The 23,184-nt window shown below is 64.4% G+C and carries 19 protein-coding genes; 10 read left to right on the top strand and 9 right to left on the bottom strand.

What is annotated here, in order from left to right; translation table 11 throughout:
* Nucleotides 1–150: 150 nt before the first annotated feature.
* The 3 genes from C2H86_RS00985 to C2H86_RS00975 form a co-directional block, all read right to left on the bottom strand.
* On the bottom strand, nucleotides 151–627 hold the full coding sequence (locus tag C2H86_RS00985; protein WP_159413041.1) for an aromatic-ring-hydroxylating dioxygenase subunit beta: 477 nt from the start codon (nucleotides 625–627) through the stop codon (nucleotides 151–153).
* Nucleotides 627–1,910: an aromatic ring-hydroxylating oxygenase subunit alpha gene (locus C2H86_RS00980; RefSeq protein ID WP_159411055.1), complete on the bottom strand. Its 1,284-nt coding sequence runs from the start codon at nucleotides 1,908–1,910 to the stop codon at nucleotides 627–629. The genes C2H86_RS00985 and C2H86_RS00980 overlap by 1 nt, the downstream gene beginning before the upstream one ends.
* Before the next feature lie 272 nt (nucleotides 1,911–2,182).
* Nucleotides 2,183–3,106, bottom strand: coding sequence for a LysR family transcriptional regulator (locus C2H86_RS00975; protein WP_159411054.1), 924 nt, complete (start codon nucleotides 3,104–3,106; stop codon nucleotides 2,183–2,185).
* Nucleotides 3,107–3,604: 498 nt separating this feature from the next.
* On the opposite strand from C2H86_RS00975, the gene iacA reads away from it, so the two are divergent.
* The 7 genes from iacA to C2H86_RS00940 are packed head-to-tail and all read left to right on the top strand — an operon-like array spanning nucleotide 3,605 to nucleotide 9,188.
* Nucleotides 3,605–4,774 carry an indole-3-acetate monooxygenase gene (gene iacA, locus C2H86_RS00970; RefSeq protein WP_110638217.1) on the top strand — a complete coding sequence of 390 codons (1,170 nt, stop codon included), beginning with the start codon at nucleotides 3,605–3,607 and terminating at the stop codon, nucleotides 4,772–4,774.
* Between the two features lie 17 nt (nucleotides 4,775–4,791).
* Complete coding sequence (locus C2H86_RS00965; RefSeq protein ID WP_060513271.1) at nucleotides 4,792–5,154, top strand: hypothetical protein; 363 nt, start codon at nucleotides 4,792–4,794, stop codon at nucleotides 5,152–5,154.
* 15 nt (nucleotides 5,155–5,169) lie between these two features.
* Nucleotides 5,170–6,453, top strand: a complete 1,284-nt coding sequence (locus C2H86_RS00960; RefSeq protein WP_159411053.1) for an aromatic ring-hydroxylating oxygenase subunit alpha — start codon at nucleotides 5,170–5,172, stop codon at nucleotides 6,451–6,453.
* The gene (locus C2H86_RS00955) at nucleotides 6,453–6,929 is read left to right on the top strand and encodes an aromatic-ring-hydroxylating dioxygenase subunit beta (protein ID WP_159413040.1); all 477 of its coding nucleotides are present in this window, start codon (nucleotides 6,453–6,455) and stop codon (nucleotides 6,927–6,929) included. Before C2H86_RS00960 ends, C2H86_RS00955 begins: the two co-directional genes overlap by 1 nt.
* Before the next feature lie 10 nt (nucleotides 6,930–6,939).
* Entirely contained in the window at nucleotides 6,940–7,671 is a 732-nt protein-coding gene (locus tag C2H86_RS00950) for an SDR family NAD(P)-dependent oxidoreductase (RefSeq protein WP_159411052.1), read from the top strand.
* 48 nt (nucleotides 7,672–7,719) lie between these two features.
* Entirely contained in the window at nucleotides 7,720–8,679 is a 960-nt protein-coding gene (locus tag C2H86_RS00945; protein ID WP_159411051.1) for a PDR/VanB family oxidoreductase, read from the top strand.
* Nucleotides 8,680–8,690: 11 nt separating this feature from the next.
* Complete coding sequence (locus tag C2H86_RS00940; RefSeq protein WP_103446926.1) at nucleotides 8,691–9,188, top strand: flavin reductase; 498 nt, start codon at nucleotides 8,691–8,693, stop codon at nucleotides 9,186–9,188.
* Nucleotides 9,189–9,257: 69 nt separating this feature from the next.
* On the opposite strand, the gene C2H86_RS00935 is transcribed toward C2H86_RS00940, so the two are convergent.
* The gene (locus tag C2H86_RS00935; RefSeq protein ID WP_079228674.1) at nucleotides 9,258–9,737 is read right to left on the bottom strand and encodes a MarR family winged helix-turn-helix transcriptional regulator; all 480 of its coding nucleotides are present in this window, start codon (nucleotides 9,735–9,737) and stop codon (nucleotides 9,258–9,260) included.
* 173 nt (nucleotides 9,738–9,910) lie between these two features.
* Here C2H86_RS00935 and C2H86_RS00930 point away from each other — a divergent pair, with 173 nt between their 5' ends.
* Together C2H86_RS00930 and C2H86_RS00925 are read left to right on the top strand one after the other, a co-directional pair.
* On the top strand, nucleotides 9,911–11,020 hold the full coding sequence (locus tag C2H86_RS00930) for an amidase (RefSeq protein ID WP_159411050.1): 1,110 nt from the start codon (nucleotides 9,911–9,913) through the stop codon (nucleotides 11,018–11,020).
* Between the two features lie 7 nt (nucleotides 11,021–11,027).
* Entirely contained in the window at nucleotides 11,028–11,540 is a 513-nt protein-coding gene (locus tag C2H86_RS00925) for a nuclear transport factor 2 family protein (RefSeq protein WP_159411049.1), read from the top strand.
* Between the two features lie 57 nt (nucleotides 11,541–11,597).
* On the opposite strand, the gene C2H86_RS00920 is transcribed toward C2H86_RS00925, so the two are convergent.
* From C2H86_RS00920 to nhaA, 5 genes are all read right to left on the bottom strand, one after another.
* Entirely contained in the window at nucleotides 11,598–12,917 is a 1,320-nt protein-coding gene (locus C2H86_RS00920) for a hypothetical protein (RefSeq protein WP_159411048.1), read from the bottom strand.
* A gap of 182 nt (nucleotides 12,918–13,099) precedes the next feature.
* Nucleotides 13,100–14,014 (bottom strand): transcriptional regulator FeaR, encoded by a 915-nt coding sequence (gene feaR, locus C2H86_RS00915; RefSeq protein WP_159411047.1) that lies wholly within the window; start codon nucleotides 14,012–14,014, stop codon nucleotides 13,100–13,102.
* Between the two features lie 261 nt (nucleotides 14,015–14,275).
* Nucleotides 14,276–16,168 carry a penicillin-binding protein 2 gene (mrdA, locus tag C2H86_RS00910; RefSeq protein ID WP_159411046.1) on the bottom strand — a complete coding sequence of 631 codons (1,893 nt, stop codon included), beginning with the start codon at nucleotides 16,166–16,168 and terminating at the stop codon, nucleotides 14,276–14,278.
* A 1,042-nt stretch (nucleotides 16,169–17,210) separates the two neighbouring features.
* Nucleotides 17,211–18,590, bottom strand: coding sequence for an 8-oxoguanine deaminase (locus tag C2H86_RS00905; protein ID WP_159411045.1), 1,380 nt, complete (start codon nucleotides 18,588–18,590; stop codon nucleotides 17,211–17,213).
* Nucleotides 18,591–18,715: 125 nt separating this feature from the next.
* Complete coding sequence (nhaA, locus tag C2H86_RS00900; RefSeq protein ID WP_159411044.1) at nucleotides 18,716–20,074, bottom strand: Na+/H+ antiporter NhaA; 1,359 nt, start codon at nucleotides 20,072–20,074, stop codon at nucleotides 18,716–18,718.
* A 246-nt stretch (nucleotides 20,075–20,320) separates the two neighbouring features.
* Between nhaA and C2H86_RS00895 the strand changes: the two genes are divergently transcribed.
* The gene (locus tag C2H86_RS00895) at nucleotides 20,321–23,179 is read left to right on the top strand and encodes an HD domain-containing phosphohydrolase (RefSeq protein ID WP_159411043.1); all 2,859 of its coding nucleotides are present in this window, start codon (nucleotides 20,321–20,323) and stop codon (nucleotides 23,177–23,179) included.
* Nucleotides 23,180–23,184 lie beyond the last annotated feature (5 nt).

Here is a 23,184-nt window from a genome sequence, read left to right as displayed (position 1 = left end):
TACAAGGTCTCGGCAGTCGTTCAACCGGGCAGAGGCGCTCTGCAGGCCTGTGGCCCGCTTGCCTGTCACGTATTGTTTTTGTTGTTTTTAGATATCCAGCACCGGGCGCTTGCTGCGCGCCCGGGAACAGCACAGGGTGAGTGCATGACCTCAGAGGATGTAGCCGATGCCGGCGAGGGCATCGTCGCTGTTGATCAGGCTGATCACCTTGCGGTGGATCTTGAAGCCGCCTTCGGCGCGGACCAGGGTGTAGGTTAGGTCGGCGCTGTAGTGCTTGAGGCTTTCCTTGCGGAACTCACGGATGTTCTGTGCGGCGCGCACGGTCACATTCACGCCATCGTCGCCAAGCACCCGGAAGCGCGAGATCGTGCGCACAGTGCGTGGCTGCGGGCTGGTGGAAATCGACTCGCCACCGATCAGCCGCTGCACGCGCAGGCCGCGCATGTGGTGGTCGTCGTAGGCGTAGTTGAGGGTGTTCTCGTAGTCGGTTTCTTTCGGGTTGATCGGGATGATGTAGGTCCCTTTCTCCGTCCACAGGCTCATCCAGGTGTCGTATTCACCGTGGTCGAGCATGTCGCCTTCCTGCCAGATGAACGCGGTGACTTCGTTGAGCAGATTCAGGTTCATCATTGGGCCTCCGCCGCCATCATCTTCTTCCACTGCTGGTACGCCGCACGCATGCCGGTTTCGGCACTCACATCGGAGACCAGGCCGTCTTCACTGGGCTTCTCGCCCGGCAGGCCGCGGTTGAGCATGATCCACAGGTTCTCGCCGGCATTGGCGCCTTTCTGCACCCGTTCCCAGGCCTCGGAATCGTCCGGGGTACCGAAGCCCATCGGGCCCTGGAAATGCTCGTGCAGACGCAGGCGATAGCGGTTGGCTGCGGCCGGGCCGCCGTCCATGGTGATCACCGAGTGGTGGATTTCCGTTTCGGTCACCGAGATCGGCTGCAGCACGCGGAAGAACGCCATCGAGCAGGCGACGTTGGGGAACAGGTTGAGGTTGAAGCCCGAGCCACCGACGGCGCGGACGATACGGCGGACCTGCTGCTCCTCGATGCCCTCGTCTCGCAATTCGGCCGCCAACGACTCGAAGCGCTCGGGGATCGGCTTGTCGAGGTCGGCTTCCAGGTCGACCAGTTCGGGGATCATCACCATCACGCTGTGGCCGTTGCCCAGGTCCTCGACGTAGCCAGGGCCTTTGACGAAATCGAACAGCTCCAGGGTCTGCTCATCGACCGAAGACAGGAAGCTCTTGTGCACCAGCGGGAAGTGGTAGGCGTCGGTGGTGTTTTCCAGCTGGATCTTCCAGTTGCCGGGGAAGCGGAAACGGTGCTCGCCCGGGACCTTGATGCCGTAACCGGCGCCCTGTTTCATGAACAGGTCCATCCACTTCTTCGCCGCACCGAGGAAGTCTTCCAGCGGCTCGATGTCGTCCTTGAAGGTGGCGAACACCATGCCGGCGTAGCTTTCGGTGCGCAGGCTGACCAGCGGCAGTTCGGCCTTGTCGATGCAGTCGCCGTAGCTTTCCGGGTGCGGGATGCCGCGCAGCGAACCATCGAGGGCGTAGCCCCAGCCGTGGTACGGGCAGACGAAGCTGTTGGTCTTGCCCTTCTTGTGTTCGCACACCGTGGCGCCACGGTGGCGGCAGCGGTTGAGCAGCACGTTGATGCCTTTCTTGCGGTCACGCACCACGATCACCGGCTGCTTGCCGACGTAGGTGGTCTTGTAGCTGCCGGCCTCCGGCACTTCGCTCTCGTGGGCGACCCAGATCCAGGTGCTGTGGAAGATCTTTTCCAGCTCGGCGTCGAACAGTGCCGGGTCGGTGTACAGGGAGGTGTGGACACGGTCGGGCTGCACCAGCTCGGCCGGGTCGACCGTCAGGTTGACGGCGGGGATCAGGTTGCTCACGGGGTCACCTATGGGGGGCGATTTCTTATGTGGGCAACGTAAAGGGCAGGGTGGAGGGGCTCAATGACAGCGGTGGGCAATGTCGTTGCGTTTTGCGCAACAACTCCAGCGCTGCCGCGATTCCCCTGTGGGAGCCGCGCTTGCCGGCGATGGGCCGCAAAGCGGCCCCCGGATCTCCGAGGCTTCAACAAAACCTGCAGGAAACAGGCGAGGGCTTCGCCCTCGATCGCCGGCAAGCGCGGCTCCCACAAGGGTATCGCGCCAGCTTCCGGTCAGGCGTTAGCCGCCATGCGCACCGCCCTGGCCATCTCTGTCGCCAGCTCGCGGCTCAACCCATCCAGCGTGCGCCCGCGGCGGGTGACGATCTGGATGTCGGTCGCATTCATCGCCGGGCAATCGATCGCCAGTGCCTTGAACGTGCCGTTCTTGAGCTCGTCGATGATTGGCAGTTCGGCCAGCAAGGTGGCGCCCAGGCCGGAGCGGACGAAGTCGAGAATCACCGCCAGCGAGTTGGAAGTGAGCGTGGGCACGATGGCGAATGGCTGGTCCTTGCACGCCGCATCCGCCAGCTCGCGCACGCGAAAGTCGGCACCCGGCAGTACCAGCGATTCACGCGCCACTTCTTCCAGGCTGACCGTGGTCCGCGCGGCCAGGCGGCTGTCGCGGTGCACGATCATGCGCAGCGGCTGGGCCAGGCTGTACAGGCGGGTCAGGCGGGCGGTGGCGCTGGGGGCGAAGATCACGCCCAGGTGCGCCTCGTCGGCCAGCACCCGGCGCTGCACTTCCAGCGAGGGTGCACTGATGATCTCGGCCTTGTGCGCGCCATGGGCATGCAGAAAACCCTGCAGCGAATTGATCGCCCGGGCACCCAGCAGGCCTTCGCCAATGGCGATCACTGTCGACGCCTGCTGCTGGCCGCGCAGCTGATCCAGGCGATTGACCAGCTGGGTGTGCTGGCGGATGCGCTCGACGTAGTAGTCGACGGCCGCCTCGCCGGCAGCCGTCAGGCTGATGCGGTGGGTGCCGGGGCGGACCAGTTCGATGTCCAGTTCCTCTTCCAGCCGGGCGATCTGCCGGCTGACCGATGAGGTGGCGACGCCCAATGCTTCGGCGGCGGCGCGCATGGAGCCCTTGTCGTGGCTCAGGTGCAGATAGCGCAGGCGATGGTCCTGCAAGTCGATGTGGCGGGTGGGCATGGCCTCGACCTCGGGGTAATCACGGCAGGCATTGGCGTGTCCCCATCGATCCTGGCGGGGCGCTTGCTGTTGTTTTTATGGGTTGTGGCGCTCCTTGCCTGGCCATCCTACACCAGCTTTTTTCTCTCCGGAATCATGTGAAAAGTCGACTAAAAATTTTTCGACATATCACCGTGCATGGTTAGTTTTTTTCGTCGATTTCTCGTGGCCTTCAATTGCTATAAAAATTGATATTAATCAATTAGATAAGTGATTTTGTGTCGATTTACAGGGTCCTCAATGAGGCGGAAACGATGATTTTTAGCGTGAAAATTCAATTGACAATTCACGTAATCAGCCGCAAATTTTTGTCACCGGCACCCAAAACAAGAGAGACAGAACCATGCCGCCCGACCCAGCCTTTGCCCCCCTGCGTGGCCGCTGCTCGCCCTTGCCGAGCCTGGCCATTTCGCCGCCTGCCAAACAACACAAAAACCGCGCCTGAGACGGAGAATGTCCATGGATTCGCTTTGCCTGCGTGCCGCGCCTGTGTCGGCGCTCGCCTCTGGCCCTGCCTTCGAGGCCTTGCTTGACGGGGTGCGTGATCGTGCCCGCCTGGGTGAGTTCGATCGCCAGCGCCACATTTCCCGCGACGTGATCGATGCCTTCAAGGCCCACGGCGTATACCGCGCCCTGGTACCGAAACGCTTTGGCGGGCTGGAGTGCTCGCCGGGTGCCTTCTGCGAAATGATCGAGCGTATTTCCCATGCCGACGGCTCGGCCGGCTGGGTTGCCAGCTTCGGCATGAGCCCGGTGTACCTGGCGGCGCTGCCGCTGGAAACCATCGCCGAGATCTACGGCAACAGCCCCGACACCGTGTTCGCCGGTGGCATCTTCCCGCCACAACCGGCCGAGATCGTTTCTGGCGGCTTCAAGGTCAACGGCCGCTGGAAGTACTCCAGCGGCTCCATGGGCGCCGACATCGTCGGTGTCGGCATCGCCCCGCGCAACGGCGACAAGCTCGACCTGCCGCGCCTGGCGGTGCTGCCGCGCAGCCAGGCGCGCATCGAGGAAACCTGGGACACCGTCGGCCTGCTCGGCACCGGCAGCCACGACCTGCTGGTCGAGGATGTGGTGGTTGGCGAGCAGTGGACCTTCGTCCGCGGTGGCAAGCCGAACCTCGACGAGCCGTTCTTCCGCTACCCGTCGCTGTCATTCGCCACCCAGGTGCTTTCGGTGGTCGGCTTAGGCATTGCCCGCGCCGCGCTGGACGAGCTGTCGGGCATGGCCAGCGGGCGTATCTCGGTCACCGGCGCCCCGGCGCTGGCCGACCGCCCACTGGCCCAGGTCGACGTGGCCAAGGCCGAGGCGGCGCTGCGTTCGGCGCGGGCGTTCTTCTACGAGTCCATCGAGCAGGCCTGGGAACACGTGCTGGCCGGCGACCCGGTACCGGTCGAGGTCACCAACCTGCTGCGCCTGTCCTCCACCCATGCCGCGCGCGTGGCCGCCGAAGTGGCGCGCAGCGCGCAGATGCTCTCGGGCATGACCGGCATCTACAACGAAAGCCCGCTGGCCCGCTGCGTCAACGATGCGCAAGTGGTCACCCAGCACGCCTTCATGGGCGACGTCACCTACCAGAACGCCGGGGCGATGTTCTTCGGCAAACAGCCCCTGCCGGGCTACCTGTAACTTTCGGGATTACTGACATGAGCGATAAGAAAGCCTTGCGCGTGCTGTTCTGCATGGGCATCAACCAGAACTTCTTCGACGCCCCGCGTGAGGAGCAACTGCAGGTGTGGGCCGCGTTCAGCGCGATGTGGAACGGCATCCACGACCTGGCCGGAGTCGACGTACTGGGCAACATGGATGACGACCAGAGCATGGTCGGCCCGTCCGACGGCTTCCCCTGGACCACCTACCTGCTGGCCGACGTGCCGGACATCGAGACCGTGCACGCCGCCTGCAACCTGTTCCGCACCACCGCAGTGGGCGAGGGGCCGTACAAGCTGTGGCGCTATGCCAAGGTCGAGGCCCGTGTCGGCCGCGAACTGATCATCCAGCGCGCCTGATTCGAGGACTATGCCGTGACCAACCTGATTCCTGCCGTCAACCTGACGGTCGACCCGGCCGAGCTGGTGCAGCCCGACCGCGTCCACACCTCCCTGTACACCGACCCGGCGCTGTTCGACGCCGAGCTGGAAAAGATCTTCCACAGCACCTGGATCTGGGTCGCCCACGAAAGCGAAGTCCCGGAGGCCGGCAGCTACAAGACCACCTACGTCGGCAAGCAGCCGGTGATCGTGGTGCGTGACCGCAAGAAAGGCATCAACGTGCTGCTCAACCGCTGCCGCCACCGTGGCGCCACGGTGTGCGAGCACAAGAAGGGCAAGACCAACAGCTTCGTCTGCCCGTACCACGGCTGGGGCTACGCCCTCGATGGTTCGCTGCGCGGCATCCCGCACCCGGAAAGCTACGGTGACTGCATCGACAAGGCCGAACTGCCGCTGGTCAGCCTGCGCACCGAAAGCTACGCCGGCATGGTGTTCGCCACCTTCAAGGACGACATCGAGCCGCTGGAAGACTTCCTCGGTGCGGCGAAGAAGTGGATGGACCTGTTCATGAAACAGGGCGCCGGCTATGGCATCAAGGTCCCGGGCGAGCACCGTTTCCGCTTCCCCGGCAACTGGAAGATCCAGCTGGAAAACACCACCGATGCTTACCACTTCCCGCTGGTGCACAAGAGCTTCCTGTCGTCGGTCGATGAGCAGACCCTGGAGCTGTTCGATTTCGTCAAAGGCCCCGGTTATGTCGAAGACCTGGGCAATGGCCACAGCGTGATGGTGATGATCCCCGAGCTGGTGGATCTCGAGGCTGACCTGGACAAGCCGATCCCCGAGCGCTTCGAGTCGTTGGCGGCCGAACTGCGTGACGAGGGCATCGAGGAGCAGCAGGTCCGCCGCATTGTCCGCGCTGTCGGCGGTTCCGGCTTCAACCTCAACCTGTTCCCCAACGTCGCCTGCTCGATGGCGTTCTTCCGCGTGCTGCAGCCGATCTCGGTCACCGAAACGGAAATCCACCACTCGGTGATCACCATGGACGGCGGCCCGGCGGCAGCCAACCGCTACCGCCTGCGCCTGCACGAACACTTCCAGGGCCCGATGGGCTTCGGTACCCCGGACGATTCCGAGGCCTGGGAGCGCGTGCAGAAAGGCGCCAATGCCGGCGAGAACCTGTGGATCATGCTCAACCGCGGCCTGCCGGGCGAGAAGCCTAGCGCCGATGGTTTGATCTCCGATGTCAGCGCCGAAACCGGCATGCGTGCGGCCTACCAGCAGTGGAAGAAGATGATGGCGGTGGAGGCCCAATGATGAACCTGAATCTGCTCAACGAAGTCACTGCTTTCATCTGGCAGGAAGGCGACATGCTCGACCACGGTGAATACGACACCTGGCTGAGCCTGTGGGCCGAGAAAGGGACCTACATCATCCCGATCAACCCGAAAGAAACCGACTACGAGAACACCCTCAACTACGCCTACGACGACCACCACATGCGTGGCCTGCGCGTGCAGCGGCTGATCGGTGGCGAGTCGATTTCCACCAGCCCGCAGCCGCGCACCGTGCGCACCATTTCGCGGATCCGCGTGCTCGACGATGACGGCGTCAACGTCACCGTGCGCGCCGCGCAGAATATCCGTGAGTTCCGCAAGGAAAGCCTCAAGCACTACAGCGCCGACCTGACCTACACCCTGGTCCGCGCCGAAGGCGGCTTCAAGATCCACCGCAAGGTGATCAGCCTGATCAACAGTGACGATGCCCTCGCCGGCATCGGCTACATCCTCTGAGGTGCATGCCATGAACCAAGTCGCATTGGTAACCGGTGCCGGCCAGGGACTCGGCCAGCGCTTCTGTGCCCGGCTGCTCGCCGCAGGCTTCGACGTGGTGGTCTCGGACCGTGACCTGGCGCTGGCCCAGGCCACCGCCAAGCAGCTGGGTGGCCGCACCCTGGCAGTCAAGCTCGACGTCGGCAGCAAGGCCGACTTCGAACAGGCGTTGGCCCAGGTGCTGGAGCATTTCGGCGCCCTGCACGTGGTAGTCAACAATGCCGCCGTGACCAAGACCACACCGCTGATGCAGATCAGCCCCGAAGAGTTCGACGCCGTGGTTGGCCTCAACCTGCGCAGCGTGTTTCTCGGCTGCCAGGTGCTTGGCGCGCACCTGGCCGAAGCCGGCTACGGGCGGATCATCAACATGGCCTCGCTGGCCGGGCAGAACGGCGGCACCGCCACCGGCGCGCACTACGCGGCGAGCAAGGGTGCGATCGTCACCCTGACCAAGATCTTCGCCAAGGAATTCGCGGCCCGTGGCGTCACCGTCAATGCCATCGCCCCTGGCCCGATCGACTCGCCTGCGGTACACGCCGCAGTGCCGGCCGAGCGCATGCAGGGCCTGCTGGCGAACATCCCGGTGCAGCGCCTGGGCGATGCGGATTTTCTGGGCGACCTGATCGTGCAACTGGCGCGGCCCGAGGCCTACTTCACCACCGGGGCGACCTGGGACGTGAACGGCGGCCTGTTCATGCGTTGATATTTTCCGGGGCGCCCACGCGCCCCTCTGTTAGGCGGGATACCGGCCATGAATGAACAACTGTTGAACGTAGTCGTGCGCAAGCGCGAGATCCAAGGGGCCGACGTGGTCGTGCTCGACCTGGGCCGGGCCGATGGCGCGGCGCTGCCGGCCTTCGAGGCGGGCGCGCATGTGGACATCCACGTCGCCCCGGGCCTGGTGCGCCAGTATTCGCTGTGCAGCGACCCGGCCGATGCCTCGCTGTATCGCCTGGGCGTATTGAAAGACCCGGCCTCCCGCGGTGGCTCGGTGAGCGTGCACGACACCCTGCTGGAAGGGCAGGAGGTGCAGATCAGCACTCCGCGCAACCTGTTCCCGCTGGCAGCCGACGCCCGTCGCTCGATCCTGCTGGGTGGCGGCATCGGCATCACGCCGATGATCGCCATGGCCCATGCGCTGCATCAGCAGGGCGCCGAGTTCGAACTGCATTACTGCGGGCGCTCGCGCAGCCGCAGCGCCTTTCTCGATGCCCTCGCCAGCGCACCGTTCGCCGCCCGGGTGTTCACCCACTTCGACGACGAGGATGCGGCCCAGCGCCTGAACCTGGCGGATGTGCTCGGCAGCGGCACGCCCGGCACCCACATGTACACCTGCGGCCCGTCTGGCTTCATGGACTGGGTGATCGCCGGCGCGCGCCAGCAAGGCTACAGCGAAGAGCACATTCACAAGGAGTATTTCCAGGTCGAGGTCGACGCCAGCGGCGCCAGCTTCGAAGTGGTCGCCGCACGCAGCAACAAGACCGTGCAGGTCGCCGAGGGCCAGAGCATTCTCGACGCCCTGGCGCAGGTGGGGATCAAGATCGACATCTCGTGCGAGCAGGGCGTATGTGGCACTTGCATGTGCGAAGTGCTCGAAGGCGAGCCGGACCACCGCGATGTTTATCTGACCGATGAAGAAAAGGCCGCGAACGACCAGATCCTGGTGTGCTGCTCGCGGGCCAAGTCGAACAAGCTGGTGCTGGATATCTGAGGAGCATGACCATGGTAGACGTATCGCAATTTCGCAACGCAATGGCGCTGCTCGGTGGCGCCGTATCGGTCATCACCACCGATGGCCCCGCCGGCCGCTTCGGCTTCACCGCCTCGGCAGTGTGCAGCGTGACCGACTCACCGCCCACCTTGCTGGTGTGCATGAACCGCTCCTCGTATTCCAACGAGCAGTTCAAGGCCAATGGTGCGCTGTGCGTGAACGTGCTGGCAGGTACTCATCAGGAACTGTCGGGGGCGTTTGCCAACCGCAACCTGAACATGGACGAGCGTTTTGCCGTTACTGACTGGACAGTGCTGGAGAGTGGCGCACCGGTGATGCAGGAAGCCCTGGTGAACTTCGACTGCCGGATTGCCCAGGTGCATGAGGTGGGTTCGCACAGCATCTTCTACTGCGAAATCCAGGACATCCGCCACGGCGGCGCCGATGACGGGCTGGTGTATTTCAACCGGGCCTATCACCGGGTCTGCGAGTCTTCAAAGGCTTGCTGAACGCGGTCGTTGTGGGAGCGGCCTTGCGTCGCGATAGGGCCGCAAAGCGGCCCCGGCTATCTCGAGGTGCTACAAGGTCTCAAGATTGTGGAACACCACTTCCAGCATCTTGTTCAACCGCTGCACCTGCGCCTCGGTCAGCCCCTTGAAGCTGCGCTGGAACAGTTCGCGAGTCACGTCCTGCATGCGTTCGATGTTCTGCAGGCCGACTTCGGTGATGCGCACCTGGGTCACGCGCCCGTCTTCAGGGCTGGGCGCGGTGTCGACCAGGCCATCTTCCTTCATGCGGTAGACGATCTTGGTGATGGTCGACAGCTTGGCGATGGCGTGGGTGGAGATCTCGGAAATGCTCGATTCACCGTTCTCGTTGAGGATCCACAGCACGCGCCAGCGCGGCACGTCGAGGTCGACCTTCTTCAGCAGACGTTCCATGTTCTGGGTATAGCGGCCGTGCACACGGGCCAGCCAGTAGAAGGGGAAATCTTCCTTGCGAAATTCATCGCTGGCCGGGTCGTGATGGCTGTGGCCTTTGTTTTTCGAAGTGCTCATCGATTCACTACTTGTGCGGAAATAGTCGCGACATCATAGACCTTTCCGCGCATTTGACCACCGCAACTGTGCCAGGAATTACGGGAATGTTCAGTTGACATTTCCAGTAATTGGCACGCATGTTCCTGGCTGGGCCACAGTCCGGCATCCATTCTTGAAAGGGCTCCACGAAAATGACAATCATAGTAGAAACCCTTGACCTGGGCGGCAGCGGCCCCCGGGTCGTGGTCAAGGACACCATCGACGTCGCCGGTACCGCGACCCGCGCCAGCAGCCAAGCGCTGGAGCACGCCCCGCTGGCCGAACGGCATGCCGAGGTGGTCAGCCAGCTGCTGGCCAACGGTGCGCGGTTGACCGGCAAGGTCAGCCTGCATGAACTGGCGTTCGGCACCACCGGCATCAACCACTACACCGGCACGGCGGCCAACCCACGCTTCCCCGGGCGCATTCCGGGTGGCTCGTCCAGCGGTTCGGCGGCAGCGGTGGCTGCGGGCCTGGCCGACTTCAGTCTGGGCACCGACACCGGTGGCTCGGTGCGTGTACCGGCCTGCTGCTGCGGCGTGTTCGGCCTCAAGCCGACCTTTGGCCGGGTCAGCCGCAAAGGCGTGATGCCGGCACACACCAGCCTCGACTGCGTCGGCCCGTTTGCCGCGAGCCTGCCAATGCTGGTGCGGGCGATGACCATGATCGACCCGACCTTCACCCCGGCGCAGGTCCCGGCCAGGGCCCGTATCGGCGTGCTGCGGGTCACCGCCGAGGCGGCGATCCACAAGGTGGTGCAGGGCGCCCTGACGGCCAGTGGCCTGGCGCTGGGCAATGTCGAGCTCAAGCATTTCGGCGCGGCCTACGAGGCCGGCATGGTGGTGATCAACCGCGAAACCTTCGCCGGCTGCGGCCACCTGCTGGAAACCGGCAAGGTCGGTGCCGATATCGCCGGGCGCCTGGCAGCGGCGGGGCAGACCAGCGACACCGCGCTGGCCGAAGCCGAAGAAGTGCGTCGGCGCTTCACCGCCGAAGTCGACCAGGCCCTGGCCAGCTACGATGTGCTGGCGCTGCCGACCATGCCCGACTTCCCGCTGCGTCTGGAAGACGCCGCCGACACCCGCGCGGTGCTGGGCATGACCTCGCTGGTGCGGCCATTCAACCTGTCCGGGCACCCGGCCCTGAGCATTCCGCTGGGCAGCGAAGCCGGCCTGCCGGTCGGCCTGCAACTGGTGGCGGCCAAGGGCGCCGACGAGAAGCTGCTGGCGGTGGCCGAGCGCTTGCTGCTGAACCTGTACTGAGGTGGTGATGACCGATATCCATGAACTGCAGGCCCGCCTGCAACGCTTCGAAGACCAGCAGGCCATTCGCGTGTGCATCAACCGCTACATGGAACTGTGCGACCAGCTCGACGCCAGCACCCCGCTGGACGAGCTGGCCGAGCTGTTCACCCGCGAGGCCCTGTGGGAAGGCAAGGGCGCCAAGTATGCCGCGAGCTTTGGCGGCTATCGGGGGCGTGAGGCGATCCGGGCTATGTTCGCCACCTACATGAAGACGCCGGCGCACTTCGCCTTGAACGTGCACTTCCTGACCAGCGAGGTCATCGAGGTGGAGGGCGGGCAGGGGCTGGGGCGATGGGTAATGCTGCAGACCAGCACCTTTGCCGATGGTGCCTCGCACTTGAATGCGGCGCGCCTGACGGTGCGCTTTACGCAGGAAGAAGGGCAGTGGCGGATGGCGCATTTCCAGACCGAGAACCTGTTCAGCCGGCCGGTGACGGCCTGGAACAGTGAGGCGCCGTTGCCGGTGCCTGAGCGGTAATCCTTGCCACTGGGGCCGCTTGCCGGCGATGGGCTGCAAAGCAGCCCCGGCTTTCCTTCAGAAAGTACTGACGAACACCACCTGGCTATACAGGTTGCGGTTGTCATTGCCCAGCTGCGTCCCGCCTTGCTCGGCACTGCGATCCGGTTGGTACAGGCCCACCAGCGGCACGATCATCAGATGCTCATTGATCGTCCATTCCGCATACACATCCACTTCATGCCCGTCAGCATTGCCCAGGCTGCGGTCGATGGTGTCGAACTTGAACCCCAGCACCCCGATGTTGAGCGACGGGGTCGGGCTCACCGTCAGCCCCACTTTCTGAATGCGCGCATTGCTGTTGAACGGCCCGGCATAGTTGCCGGCCACTTCACCCTGGAACCAGGTGCCCAGGCCGCGGCCCAGCCCGTAGAACAAGGTGTCATAGCCTTCGGAGAAGCGGCTGTAGCGGTAGCTGATGTTCGGTTGCCACGCCACGTCGGCGAAGGTCCAGCCGGCTTCCAGGTACCAGGCATCCTCGGTGGCGGTGTGCGGTTTGTCCTGCTTGGCGTACTCGCCGGACAGGAACAGGTTCTCCACCCCGGCATTGCCCTGGCCGCGCAGGCTGTAGGTCTTCATGCCGTCGCGTTCCAGTTGCTGGGGCGAGGCGTATTCCTCGTCGACGTGGGTGGTGTCGATGTAGGTCAGGCCGACCGTGCCGGCATCGGCTACGTGCTCCAGGGTGGCAACGTGCATTTCGGTCTTGGCCTGGGCGCGGTTGTCCGACTGCAGCCACATCAGGTCGCTGCGCCAGCCCTGCTTGCCGCCCAGGCGCAGCACGGCGGTCTTGTCGAAGCTCTTGCGCGCCGCCAGGTAGTAGGCGCCGCCGCGGTTGAACTGGCCATCGGCCAGGCCGTGGCCCACGTTGAGCGAGTCGCCCTGGATCAGGAAACCGTCACCGACCGCGACCATCTGCTTGCCGAACGACAGGTCGATGCCGTCCTCGCCCAGCGCCGGCACCAGGTTGCCGGACTTCCAGCCCAGGTAGGCATCCTCGATCTTGGTGGTGCGTTCGCTGCCGTCACTGAAGCCGGCGGCGTCGCCATCGCCCCAGGTGCCGGAGCTGAGCAGGGCGAAGGCGCCGTACAGCGAGCCGCTGCCACCCAGGCGCTGATCGCCGCTCAGGCCGTACTTGATGTAGCCCTCGCGCCACGAAGTGGAGCCGGGCTGGTCGCGGGCTATGGCGTAGCTTTCTTCACTGTGGAACACACCGAACACGGCCTCCACGTTGGCATTGAGGTGGCGCTCGTCATCGCCGTAGAGCTCCAGGGCCGATGCCTCCAGCGAGACCCCGGCGAGGACTGCGGCCAGGGTGAGGCGGAAAGGGCGGTGGTGCATGGTCTGGCTTCCTTTGTTATGGGTTTGGCAGAAGTTCCGAAGACATGCCAAGGATCATGCAGCAAGCCCGCGAGCCGGCTTTTGTGCTGGCTGCCAGTTGCCTTTGGCGCTGTGCCAAGCTGATGGCCGGGCTGAAACGCCGAAGGCCCCGTTGCGGGGCCTTCGTGGGTTTGCTCAGCGTGTCAGTTGGCGTGGCGCTTGCGGTACTCGCCGGGGGTCATGCCGAAGCGGCCCTTGAACGCGGTGCTGAAATAGCTCGAGTCGGAAAAGCCCCAGGCATAGCCCAGCGACGAGACTTTCTGGTCCATGGCCGGGTTGCGCAGGCTTTCGGCGCAGAAGTCCAGACGGCGGTTGCGGATGTACTGGGCGATGACCAGCTCGTGCTTGGCGAAGATGCGGTACAGGCTGCGCATCGAGATGCCCACTTCGCGGGCGATGAACTCGGGGCAGAGGCTTTCGCAGGTGATGTTCTGGTCGATCAGTGCCATGGCCTTGCGGAACATGCGCTCGTGGCTGCCCGGGATGGCGTCCTGGGCAATGGCGGGGCGCAACACGGTGATCAGGGCATCGAGCACTGCCTGGCTTTCGTGGTTGGCCAGGTGTTGGGTGCGGCCGGCTTCGAGCATCATCAGCCGGGCGATGCTGGCCAGGGGCGTGGTGGCCTCGATACGCCTGGCGCAGGCCACGCCGACGCCACGGGTGCCGCTCTGCACCTGGCTGCGCGGCAGGATCAGCGACAGCTGGCGCGAGCGCTGGTGGAAGTGCATGTCCAGCGGGGTGCTGGCATCGATCAGGGTCAGGTCGCCGGCCTGCAGTTCGATGCACGCGTCCTGGTGCTCGATGCGCGAAGTGCCGGCCATCTGCAGCACGGCGTAGTAGTGGTCGGCACTGCTCGCGCGGATTTCCCGCTGGCCACGGAACAGGTTGACCTGGGTCATGTCGACGATACTCATGGAGATCTGGCCGACCTGGCACTTTTCCAGCTGGCCGATGAAGCCGGGGTCGAGCTTGCGGCCGTTGAAATGGCCGCAGGCTTCATTGACCTGGCTCAGCCAGGCCTGGAAGTGGTCGTCGGAAACGCGGCTTGCAGGGGTCATGGATGCCTCACGCAGTAGAACTTGACGCGGATCGCTCGGGCGAACTCTTGGTCTTCGGGCTTGCATTACAAATCACTTGAATATTCAAGCAAAAAGCAGGCCTGAAGACCTTCGCAATCATCCGGTATGCGAGGTAAGGCATTGATATAAATGAGGTAATTAGCGCGTTTTGGCAGGTTTGGGCGCACCCGTCATGCGGCAATCGCCGTGATAGCGCTTCGAAATGTAGCAATGTGAGACAGCAGTGTTTCCACTTGCGCCTCAGGTGTGCGGCACCGCCTTGGCCGCCGGCGTGCCGGCATATTGGGGCTTCAGATGGCCCTGCTCATCGAGCAGGTAGGCATCCATAACTTCGCGCACCACCGGCCCGGCAACGCGGCCGCCGGCCTCGCCGTTCTCGATCATCACCGCCACCACCATGCTCGGGTGGTCGGCCGGGGCGAAACCGACGAACAGAGCGTTGTCGCGGTGCCGCTCGAGGGTCTTGTTGCGGTTGTAGCGCTCACCTTGCTTGATCGCCACCACCTGCGCCGTGCCGCTCTTGCCGGCGATGCGGTACTGTGAGCCCGCCGCGGCGGCGCGGGCGATGCCGCGCGGGTCGTGCATGACCATCTGCATGCCGACGTTGACCTGGTCCCAGGCGTGCTTGTCGCGCAGCACGATGTCTGGCATCGGGTTGGGGTCGACCGGGGTTTCGCCACCCACGGTCATGGCCAGGTGCGGGCGATGCCACACGCCCTTGCTGGCCAGCAGGCTGGTGGCCTGGGCCAGCTGCAGCGGGGTGACCTGCATGTAGCCCTGGCCAATGCCGAGGATCAGCGTCTCGCCCGGGAACCAGGCCTGGCGGCGGGTAGCGCGCTTCCACGCTTGCGAAGGCATCAGCCCGGGTGCTTCCTCGAACATGTCCAGCGAGACCTTCTGGCCCAGGCCGAATTCGGCCATGTAGTCGTGCAGGCGGTCGATGCCGAGCTTGTGCGCCAGGTCGTAGAAGTAGGTGTCGTTGGAACGCATGATGGCGGTGTACATGTCCACCCAGCCATCGCCGCTGTGGTTCCAGTTGCGGTACTTGTGGTCGTAGTTGGGCAGCTCGTAGTAGCCCGGGTCGAACACCCGGCTGCCTGGGGTGATCACGCCACTGTCGAGGCCGGCGATGGCCACTTCCGGCTTGACCGTCGAGCCGGGTGCATACAGGCCGCGCAGCACGCGGTTGAACAGCGGCCGGTCGATCGAGTCGCGCAGTGCGGCGTACTGCTTGAAGCTGATGCCTTTGACGAACAGGTTGGGGTCGAAGCTCGGGTTGCTGACCATCGCCAGCACGTCGCCGTTGGCCGGGTCGAGTACCACCACCGAGCCACGGCGGTCGCCCAGGGCCTTTTCGGCGGCCACTTGCAGGTGCGAGTCGATGCTGAGGACGATGTCCTTGCCGGGGATCGGGTCCTTGTGGTTGAGCACGCGCATCACCCGGCCCTGGGCATTGGTTTCGACTTCTTCGTAGCCGACGTGGCCGTGCAGCTGGGCTTCGTAGAAGTGCTCGATGCCGGTCTTGCCGATGGACTGGGTGCCACGGTACTCGGTGCTGTCGAGGGTCTTGGCTTCTTTTTCGTTGATGCGCCCGACGTAGCCGACCGAGTGGGCGAAGTGTTCGGCCAGCGGGTATTCGCGGATGAACTGGGGTTCGACGTCCAGGCCGGGCAGGCGGAACTGGTTGACTGCGATCAGGGCGATCTGTTCTTCGGTAAGGCCGACCATCAGGGTCACTGGCTCGAACGGTTTGCGGCCGCGGCGCAGGTCCTTGTCGAACTGTTTGCGGTCGTCTTCTCCGAGGCTGAGGATTTCGGCCAGGCTGTCGAGCACCTTGGCCGAGTCACCGGCGCGCTCGCGGGTCATGGTCAGGTCGAAGCTGGGCTTGTTGTCGGCCAGCACCACGCCGTTGCGGTCGTAGATCAGCCCGCGCTCGGGGGCGATGGGCAGGATGTGCACACGGTTGTTATCCGACACTGCGCTCTGTTGGTCGTGCTGCAGCACCTGGAGCACGTAGAGCCGGCCCACGAGGACGGCGCACAGGCTGAACACCAGGGCGGCGCAGGCCAGCAGCCGGCGGTTGACCAGGTGTTTTTCCTTTTCGTGGTCCTTGAGGGGGATCGGTTGCGGCATGAGGGCTCTGTGTAGGGGCGGGCTTGTCCCGCGAATGGGCCGCCTTGCGGCCCCAGGGCCGGCGATGCTACGCAACCCGGTCCTGAGCCTCAAGGCGTGCACGACTGGGTCATCCGCCAGGATCGCCCATGCCCCCCATCATCAGGGCGTTGACGGCTTACATGAAGATTTGTTCATGCTCCCCTTGCACGATGCCAGCATCCATTTCAGCTCTTGCTCTTGCTCTGCTTTTGCTTCTGAGCGCGCGATAGTCCAGGCGACGCAAATTGCGACTTCAGGAGGCCGAACGCAGGCGTCTGGAGGGCCAGGGTGCGCAGCACCCCTTCGGCGTAGCCGAAGGCGCGAGATGTAGACTTGCGTAGCAAGTCGTAGGCCGCGCGGGCCCGGAAGGCGCCGGAGTGAGGGGACCCCGGAGCGCAGCGTAGGGGCCGGATGATGGGAGCGGGGGTTTTTGCCTACTTTTTGCCCAGTCAAAAAGTAGGTCGCCGTAAAGGCGAAAAGGTGATTCAGCGCCACCTTGGCAAACGAGTGTTGACCTGATTTGAAGGCCCATTTCTTCAAAAGCTCAAACGCTCAAAAGCTCAAAAGCTCAAAAGCTCAAAAGCTCAAAAGCTCAAAAGCTCAAAAGCTCAAAAGCTCAAAAGCTCAAAAGCTCAGAAGCGAATGCGGTGGTTTTGATTTCTTTAAGTGCATTCATTGGCGATGGCGACGCACAGTCACCTTTCCGCCCTTACGGCGGGTCACTTTTTGTCAAACGCGACAAAAAGTAACCAAAAAACGCTGGCTCCCATCATCCGGCCCCTGCGCTGCGCTCCGGGGTCCCCTCGCTCCGGCGCCTTCCGGGCCCGCGCGGCCTACGACTTGCTGCGCAAGTCTACATCTCGCGCCTTCGGCTGCGCCGAAGGGGTGCTGCGCACCCTGGCCCTCCAGACGCCTGCGCTCGGCCTCCTGAAGTCGCATTCTGCGTTGCCTGAACTATCGCGCGCTTAGAAGCAAAAGCAAAAGCAGAGCAAAAACAGTCAGTTGCAGAATGCGCGATGGGTCATTCGCCGCTGACGAGCTGGTGGGCCAGCCGGTTGTGGCGTTCCAGTACCCGCGGCAGGTCGATGGTAGTGATACGGCCATCCTGCACCACCACGCGGCCATTGATCACGCTGGTATCGACGTGGGTCGGGGTGCAGAACACCAGGGCCGCCAATGGGTCATGCAGGGCGCCGGCATAGGCCACGTGGCCCAGGTCGAAAGCGACGAAGTCGGCGATCATGCCCGGCGCCAGGGCGCCGATGTCGTTGCGGTTGAGCACCTTGGCACCGCCCAGGGTGGCGATTTCCAGGGCTTCGCGGGCGGTCATCGCGTCCGGGCCAAAGCCCACGCGCTGCAGCAGCAAGGCCTGGCGCACCTCGCCGATCATGCTGGCGCCGTCGTTGGAGGCCGAGCCGTCGACACCCAGCCCCACCGGCACACCGTGGTCGCGCATCTTGCGGATCGGCGCGATGCCCGAGGCCAGGCGCATGTTCGAGCAGGGGCAGTGGGCGACGCCGGTGCCGGTGCGAGCGAACAGCTCGATGCCGTGCTGGTCGAGCTGCACACAGTGGGCGTGCCACACGTCGTGGCCAACCCAGCCGAGGTCTTCGGCGTATTCGGCCGGGGTCATGCCAAACTTCTCGCGGCTGTAGGCGATGTCGTTGACGTTCTCCGCCAGGTGGGTGTGCAGCGACACGCCGTAGTTGCGCGCCAGCACGGCGGCTTCGCGCATCAGATCGCGGCTGACCGAGAACGGCGAGCAGGGCGCCACCACCACGCGCAGCATCGAACCATGGCTGGCGTCGTGGTAGTCCTCGATCAGGCGCTGCGACTCCTTGAGGATGTCACTTTCCTTCTCCACCACCGAATCAGGCGGCAGGCCACCCTGGCTGCGGCCCACGCTCATGCTGCCGCGGGCGGCATGGAAGCGCATGCCGATCTCGCCGGCAGCATGGATGCTGTCGTCGAGCTTGCAGCCGTTGGGGTAGATGTACAGGTGGTCGCTGGACGTGGTGCAGCCCGACAGGATCAGCTCGGCCATGGCCGTCTGGGTCGAAACCGAGATCATTTCCGGAGTCAGCCGCGCCCAGATCGGGTACAGGTTGGTCAGCCAGTTGAACAGCTCACCGTCCTGGGCCGCCGGCACCACGCGGGTGAGGCTCTGGTACATGTGGTGGTGGGTGTTGACCAGGCCTGGGATGACCACCTTGCCGGCCATGTCGAGGATCACGTCGGCGTGCTGCGGCAGCGTATCGCTGGGGCCGACCTGCTTGATCACATTGTCTTCGATGTACAGGCCGCCGCCTCTGATCTCGCGGCGTTCGCCGTCCATGGTGACCAACAGTGCGGCGTTCTTGACCAGGAGGGTCTTGGGGGTGTGTTGCAGGGAAGCTTGCATGGCTTGTGCCTGGCGCAATACGCAGCGACGTTGGCCGATGTCGTAGGCGCACAGGCATGCATGTAAGCAAAGTTTGAATTTCTTGTATACAGGAAAATGCCGGGGCCCGCAGGCCCCGGTTGGCTTCAGCCCGCTTGCACGGGTGCTTTGCTGGTACCTTTGCGCAGGCCCATGACGCCCCAGGCGAGGCCCAGCACGGCAGCGATCACCGACCCCGACAGCACGCCGAGCTTGGCTGCGCCCAGCGAGGCCGGGTCGCTGTAGGCCAGGTTGGCAATGAAGATCGACATGGTGAAGCCGATGCCGGCCAGCAGGCCGATCAGGGTGATGCCGCGCCAGTTGACCTGGGCCGGCAGGCTGCACCAGCCCAGGCGCACCATCAGCCAGCTGACGCTGATAATGCCCAGCGGCTTGCCAACCACCAGGGCCACGGCCACGGCCGTCATTACCCAGTGTGGCCCCGAAGCGGACAGGTCGATGCCCGACAGGCCCACGCCGGCGTTGGCCAGGGCGAACAGCGGCATGATCGCGTAGGCCACCCAAGGGTGCAGGGCTCCGCCCACACGGGTAACCGGGGCTACCAGCTCACGTTGCGCAAGGCGCAGGCGCTTGAGCGGGTCGATCAGGTCGCCGGTGTCCGACTCGGGCGTCTTGGCTCGGCCCAGCAGGTCGTGGGTGAACCGCGAAATCGCATCCACCGGCCGCTCGCCCAGGGGCATGGTGACCACCGGGGTCATCAGGCCGAGGATCACGCCGGCGAGGGTTGGGTGTGCACCGGTCATCAGCATGCCGACCCAGGTGATGGCGCCTGGGATGACATAGGCCCAGGCCGAGCCAACGCCGATCTTCTGCAGCCCGACCACCAGCAGCAGGCCGATGGCGGCCACGCCGAAGCCGCTGTAGTCGAGGCCACCGGAATAGAAGATGGCGATGATCAGCACGGCGATGATGTCATCGATGATTGCCAGCGCCAGCAGGAACACGCGGATGTTGGACGGAATCGACTTGCCCAGCAGCGCCAGCACGCCGACCGCGAAGGCGATGTCAGTCGCGGTCGGCACTGCCCAGCCTTGCTGCTCGGCCGGCGCATGGCCGAAGGCCAGGTAGATCAGTGCGGGAACGGCGACGCCACCCACCGCTGCGGCCATGGGCAGCGTGGCCTGGCGCAGGCTGGACAGGGCACCTTCGTGGATTTCGCGACGGATCTCCATGCCCACCACCAGGAAGAAGATGGTCATCAGGCCATCGTTGATCCAGAAGTGCAGGGACTGGGTGAAGCTCAGCGAACCGATGCCGAAGCTGATCGGGGTATGCCAGAGGGCCTCGTAGCTGGCAGCGGCCGGGGAGTTGGCCCAGATCAGGGCAGCAACGGCGGTGATCAGCAGGACGATGCCGCTGACCGCTTCGATGTGCAGGAAACGCTCGAAATTGGCGAAGGCGCGTTGGGCCAGGCGCTGGGCACGGGTCAATGTAGTTTTTTGCATAGGCGCAAGAACTCCCGCTGGCGGCCCGACCGGCGTTGTTCATTTAACCTGCTTCACTGCACGTTGCAGCTAGCACCCGGGGGGAAGTCTACCGGGTGGTGGTGCTTAGGCCAAGTCGGTGGCGTTGAAATCGATAATATCGCTGTGCCACTATCAGCCCGCTTTGCTGGTCGTGCATGGCACCCGCCCGGCATCATCGTTCTGGCTGTTTACACTGTTGAAATCCCCACTCAGAGGGTGCATGGAATGGAGCAGCCAGCCGTGAGCAATGCCGGACGTGGGGTCCCACTGCAGCTGCTGGTGGCGATGGCCATCATGCTCGGCATGCTGCTGCTCGGCGCCGGCCTGGCCTGGCAGGGCTACCGCGGTATCAGCCAGGCGCTGGTGGCCGCTGCGGGCGATACCGCGCAGCAAGTCGGCAAGACCATCGACGAACGGGCCCGGCGCCTGGTCGATCCCGCACAGAGCAGCATCCGCCTGCTGGCCTTCAACCCTGTCGCCAACAACCTGCCGCAGCGCCTGGAACGCTTGCCGCAGCTGGTCGAAAGCCTGAATGCCAACAAGATGTTGAGCGCCGCCTATATCGGATACCCCAACGGCGAGTTCCTGCTGGTGCGCCGCTTGCGCGACCCGCAGTTGCTGGAGCGCTTTGCCGCGCCTGCGGGCACTCACTACCTGGTGCAGAGCGTCAGCCTGGGCGAGGGTGGGGCGATGTCGGGGGAATGGCGCTTCTATGACCAGGCCCTGAGCCTGCTCAAGACCCAAGCCATGCCGGACTATCACTACGATCCACGCACACGGCCGTGGTTCGCCGATGCCTCCGTGCAAGCCGGCACCGTACTGACCCACCCCTACGTGTTCTTCACCACCCGCGAGATCGGCATGACCCTGGCCCAGCGCAGCGTCGACGGCGCGGCGGTGCTCGGCATGGATGTCTCGGTCAACGACCTGGCCAGCGAAACCCGCGACCTGCGCATGACCCCGGGCACCGAAATCGCCGTGGTCGACGACCAAGGTAATGTGGTGGCGTACCCGGACCTGCAGCGGGCAATCGTGCACGAAGGCGAATCGGTGCGTTTGTCACGTGTTGCCGAACTGGGTATCCCCAGCTTGCAGCAGCTCTACAGCCATCTGCCCCAAGGTCCTCGACCAGTGGCCTATGAGGTGGATGGTGCAACCTGGTACGGCATGCGCGTGCAGCTGACCAACCTCGCCGGACAGGACCTGCAGGTGCTGATCGCGGTACCGGCGCAGGAACTGCTGGCAAGCGCACGCCAGGTGTTGTTCAGGCAGATGCTGTGGACGGCCATGCTGATGGCCGTGCTGCTTCTGCTCGGCGGGTTGCTCGGCCAGCGCATCGGCCGCCCGCTGCATCAATTGGCCGAGCAGGTACGTGGATTGGCCGACTTCGATTTCAGTCGCGAAGTGGGGGTGGCGTCGCGGGTGTCCGAGGTGAAAGAGCTGAGCCGGGTGCTGAGCCGCATGTCCGGTACCATCCGCAGTTTCCAGGCGATGACCCTCATACTCAGCCGCGAGACTCAATTGGAACGCATGCTCGACGGTGTGCTGACGCATCTGGTGGAGGCTGCGGGGGTCAGCGCAGGCGCGGTGTACCTGTTCGAGGAAGACCGTGCCCGCCTGCGCCTGGCGGCTGCGTGCCGAGGCGATGGCTACCCCGAGGCGCTGGCAGTCGGTGAGGGCGATCATCGCGACCTGGCTGCGGCAGTTACCCAGGGCCTGGCACTGGGCGGGCGCAGTCTTGCAGTGGAGCTCAAAGACCGTAGTCACGACCTGCTCGGCATTCTCGTCCTGGCATTGAAGGGCGAGCCTGCTGAAGTCGGCGAGCCGTTCCGCCGCTTCGTCGAAGAATTGTCCGGTGCCGCCGCCGTGGCCATCGAGACGCGCCAGCTGGTCGAAGCCCAGAAGCGCCTGCTGGAGTCGATGATCAAGCTGCTGGCCGATGCCATCGATGCCAAGAGCCCTTACACCGGGGGCCATTGCGAGCGCGTGCCGCAGTTGGCGCAGATGCTGCTGGACAGGGCCGTGCAGGCCGACAGCGGCCCGTATGCCGATTTCAGCATGACCGAGGCCGAGCGCTACGAATTCCACATTGCCGCCTGGCTGCATGATTGCGGCAAGGTCACCAGCCCTGAGTACGTGGTAGACAAGGCGACCAAGCTGGAGACCCTGTACAACCGCATCCATGAAATCCGCATGCGTTTCGAAGTGCTCTGGCGCGATGGCGAACTGGCCTATTGGCAAGGTTTGGCAGCGGGGCAGGACAAACAGGTGCTGCAACGCTGGCTGGAACAGTACCGTGCCGAGTTGCAGGATGAGTTCGCCTTTGTCGCCAAGGCCAATATCGGCGGCGAGTTCATGCAGGATGAGGATGTCGAGCGCCTGCAGCGCATCGGCCAGCGCCGCTGGCTGCGCTATTTCGACAACCGCCTGGGCATTTCCCGCGATGAGGAGCAGCGCCATGCCGGTGCCGCACCAGCGCCCTTGCCGGTGGCTGAGCCGCTGCTGGCCGACCGCCCGGACCACCAGGTGCCCTGGGGGCCGCGCAAGCCGCCGGTGGCCAAGGACGACCCGCGCAACGTCTGGGGCTTCGACATGCGCCTGCCGGCCAATGCCAGCAACCACGGCGAACTGTATAACCTGGCGATCCGCCGTGGCACGTTGAACGACGAAGAGCGCTTCAAGATCAACGAACACATCGTGCAGACCATCATCATGCTCAGCTCGCTGCCATTCCCGCGCCAGATGCGGCGGGTGCCGGACATCGCCGGCAACCACCACGAGCGGATGGACGGCGGCGGCTACCCGCGGCGCTTGGGCAGGGATGACCTGAGCATCGCCGAGCGGGTGATGGCCATTGCCGATATCTTCGAGGCGCTGACCGCCGCCGACCGTCCGTACAAGGCGGCGAAGAGCTTGTCCGAGTCGGTGAAGATTTTGGTGTTCATGGCCCGCGACCAGCACGTCGATGGGCAGCTGCTACGGCTGTTCCTCAGCAGTGGGGTGTACCTGGAGTACGCCCGGCGGTTCCTGCGCAGCGAGCAGATCGATGAAGTGGATGTGGCGTACTGGCTGGCGCAGTTCTAGAGAAC

It is taken from the genome of Pseudomonas putida, assembly GCF_009883635.2.
Classification (GTDB): Bacteria; Pseudomonadota; Gammaproteobacteria; order Pseudomonadales; family Pseudomonadaceae; genus Aquipseudomonas; species Aquipseudomonas putida_W.
The sequence above is the reverse complement of the archived record's forward strand: the minus strand, read 5'-3'. Positions and strand labels throughout refer to the sequence as shown.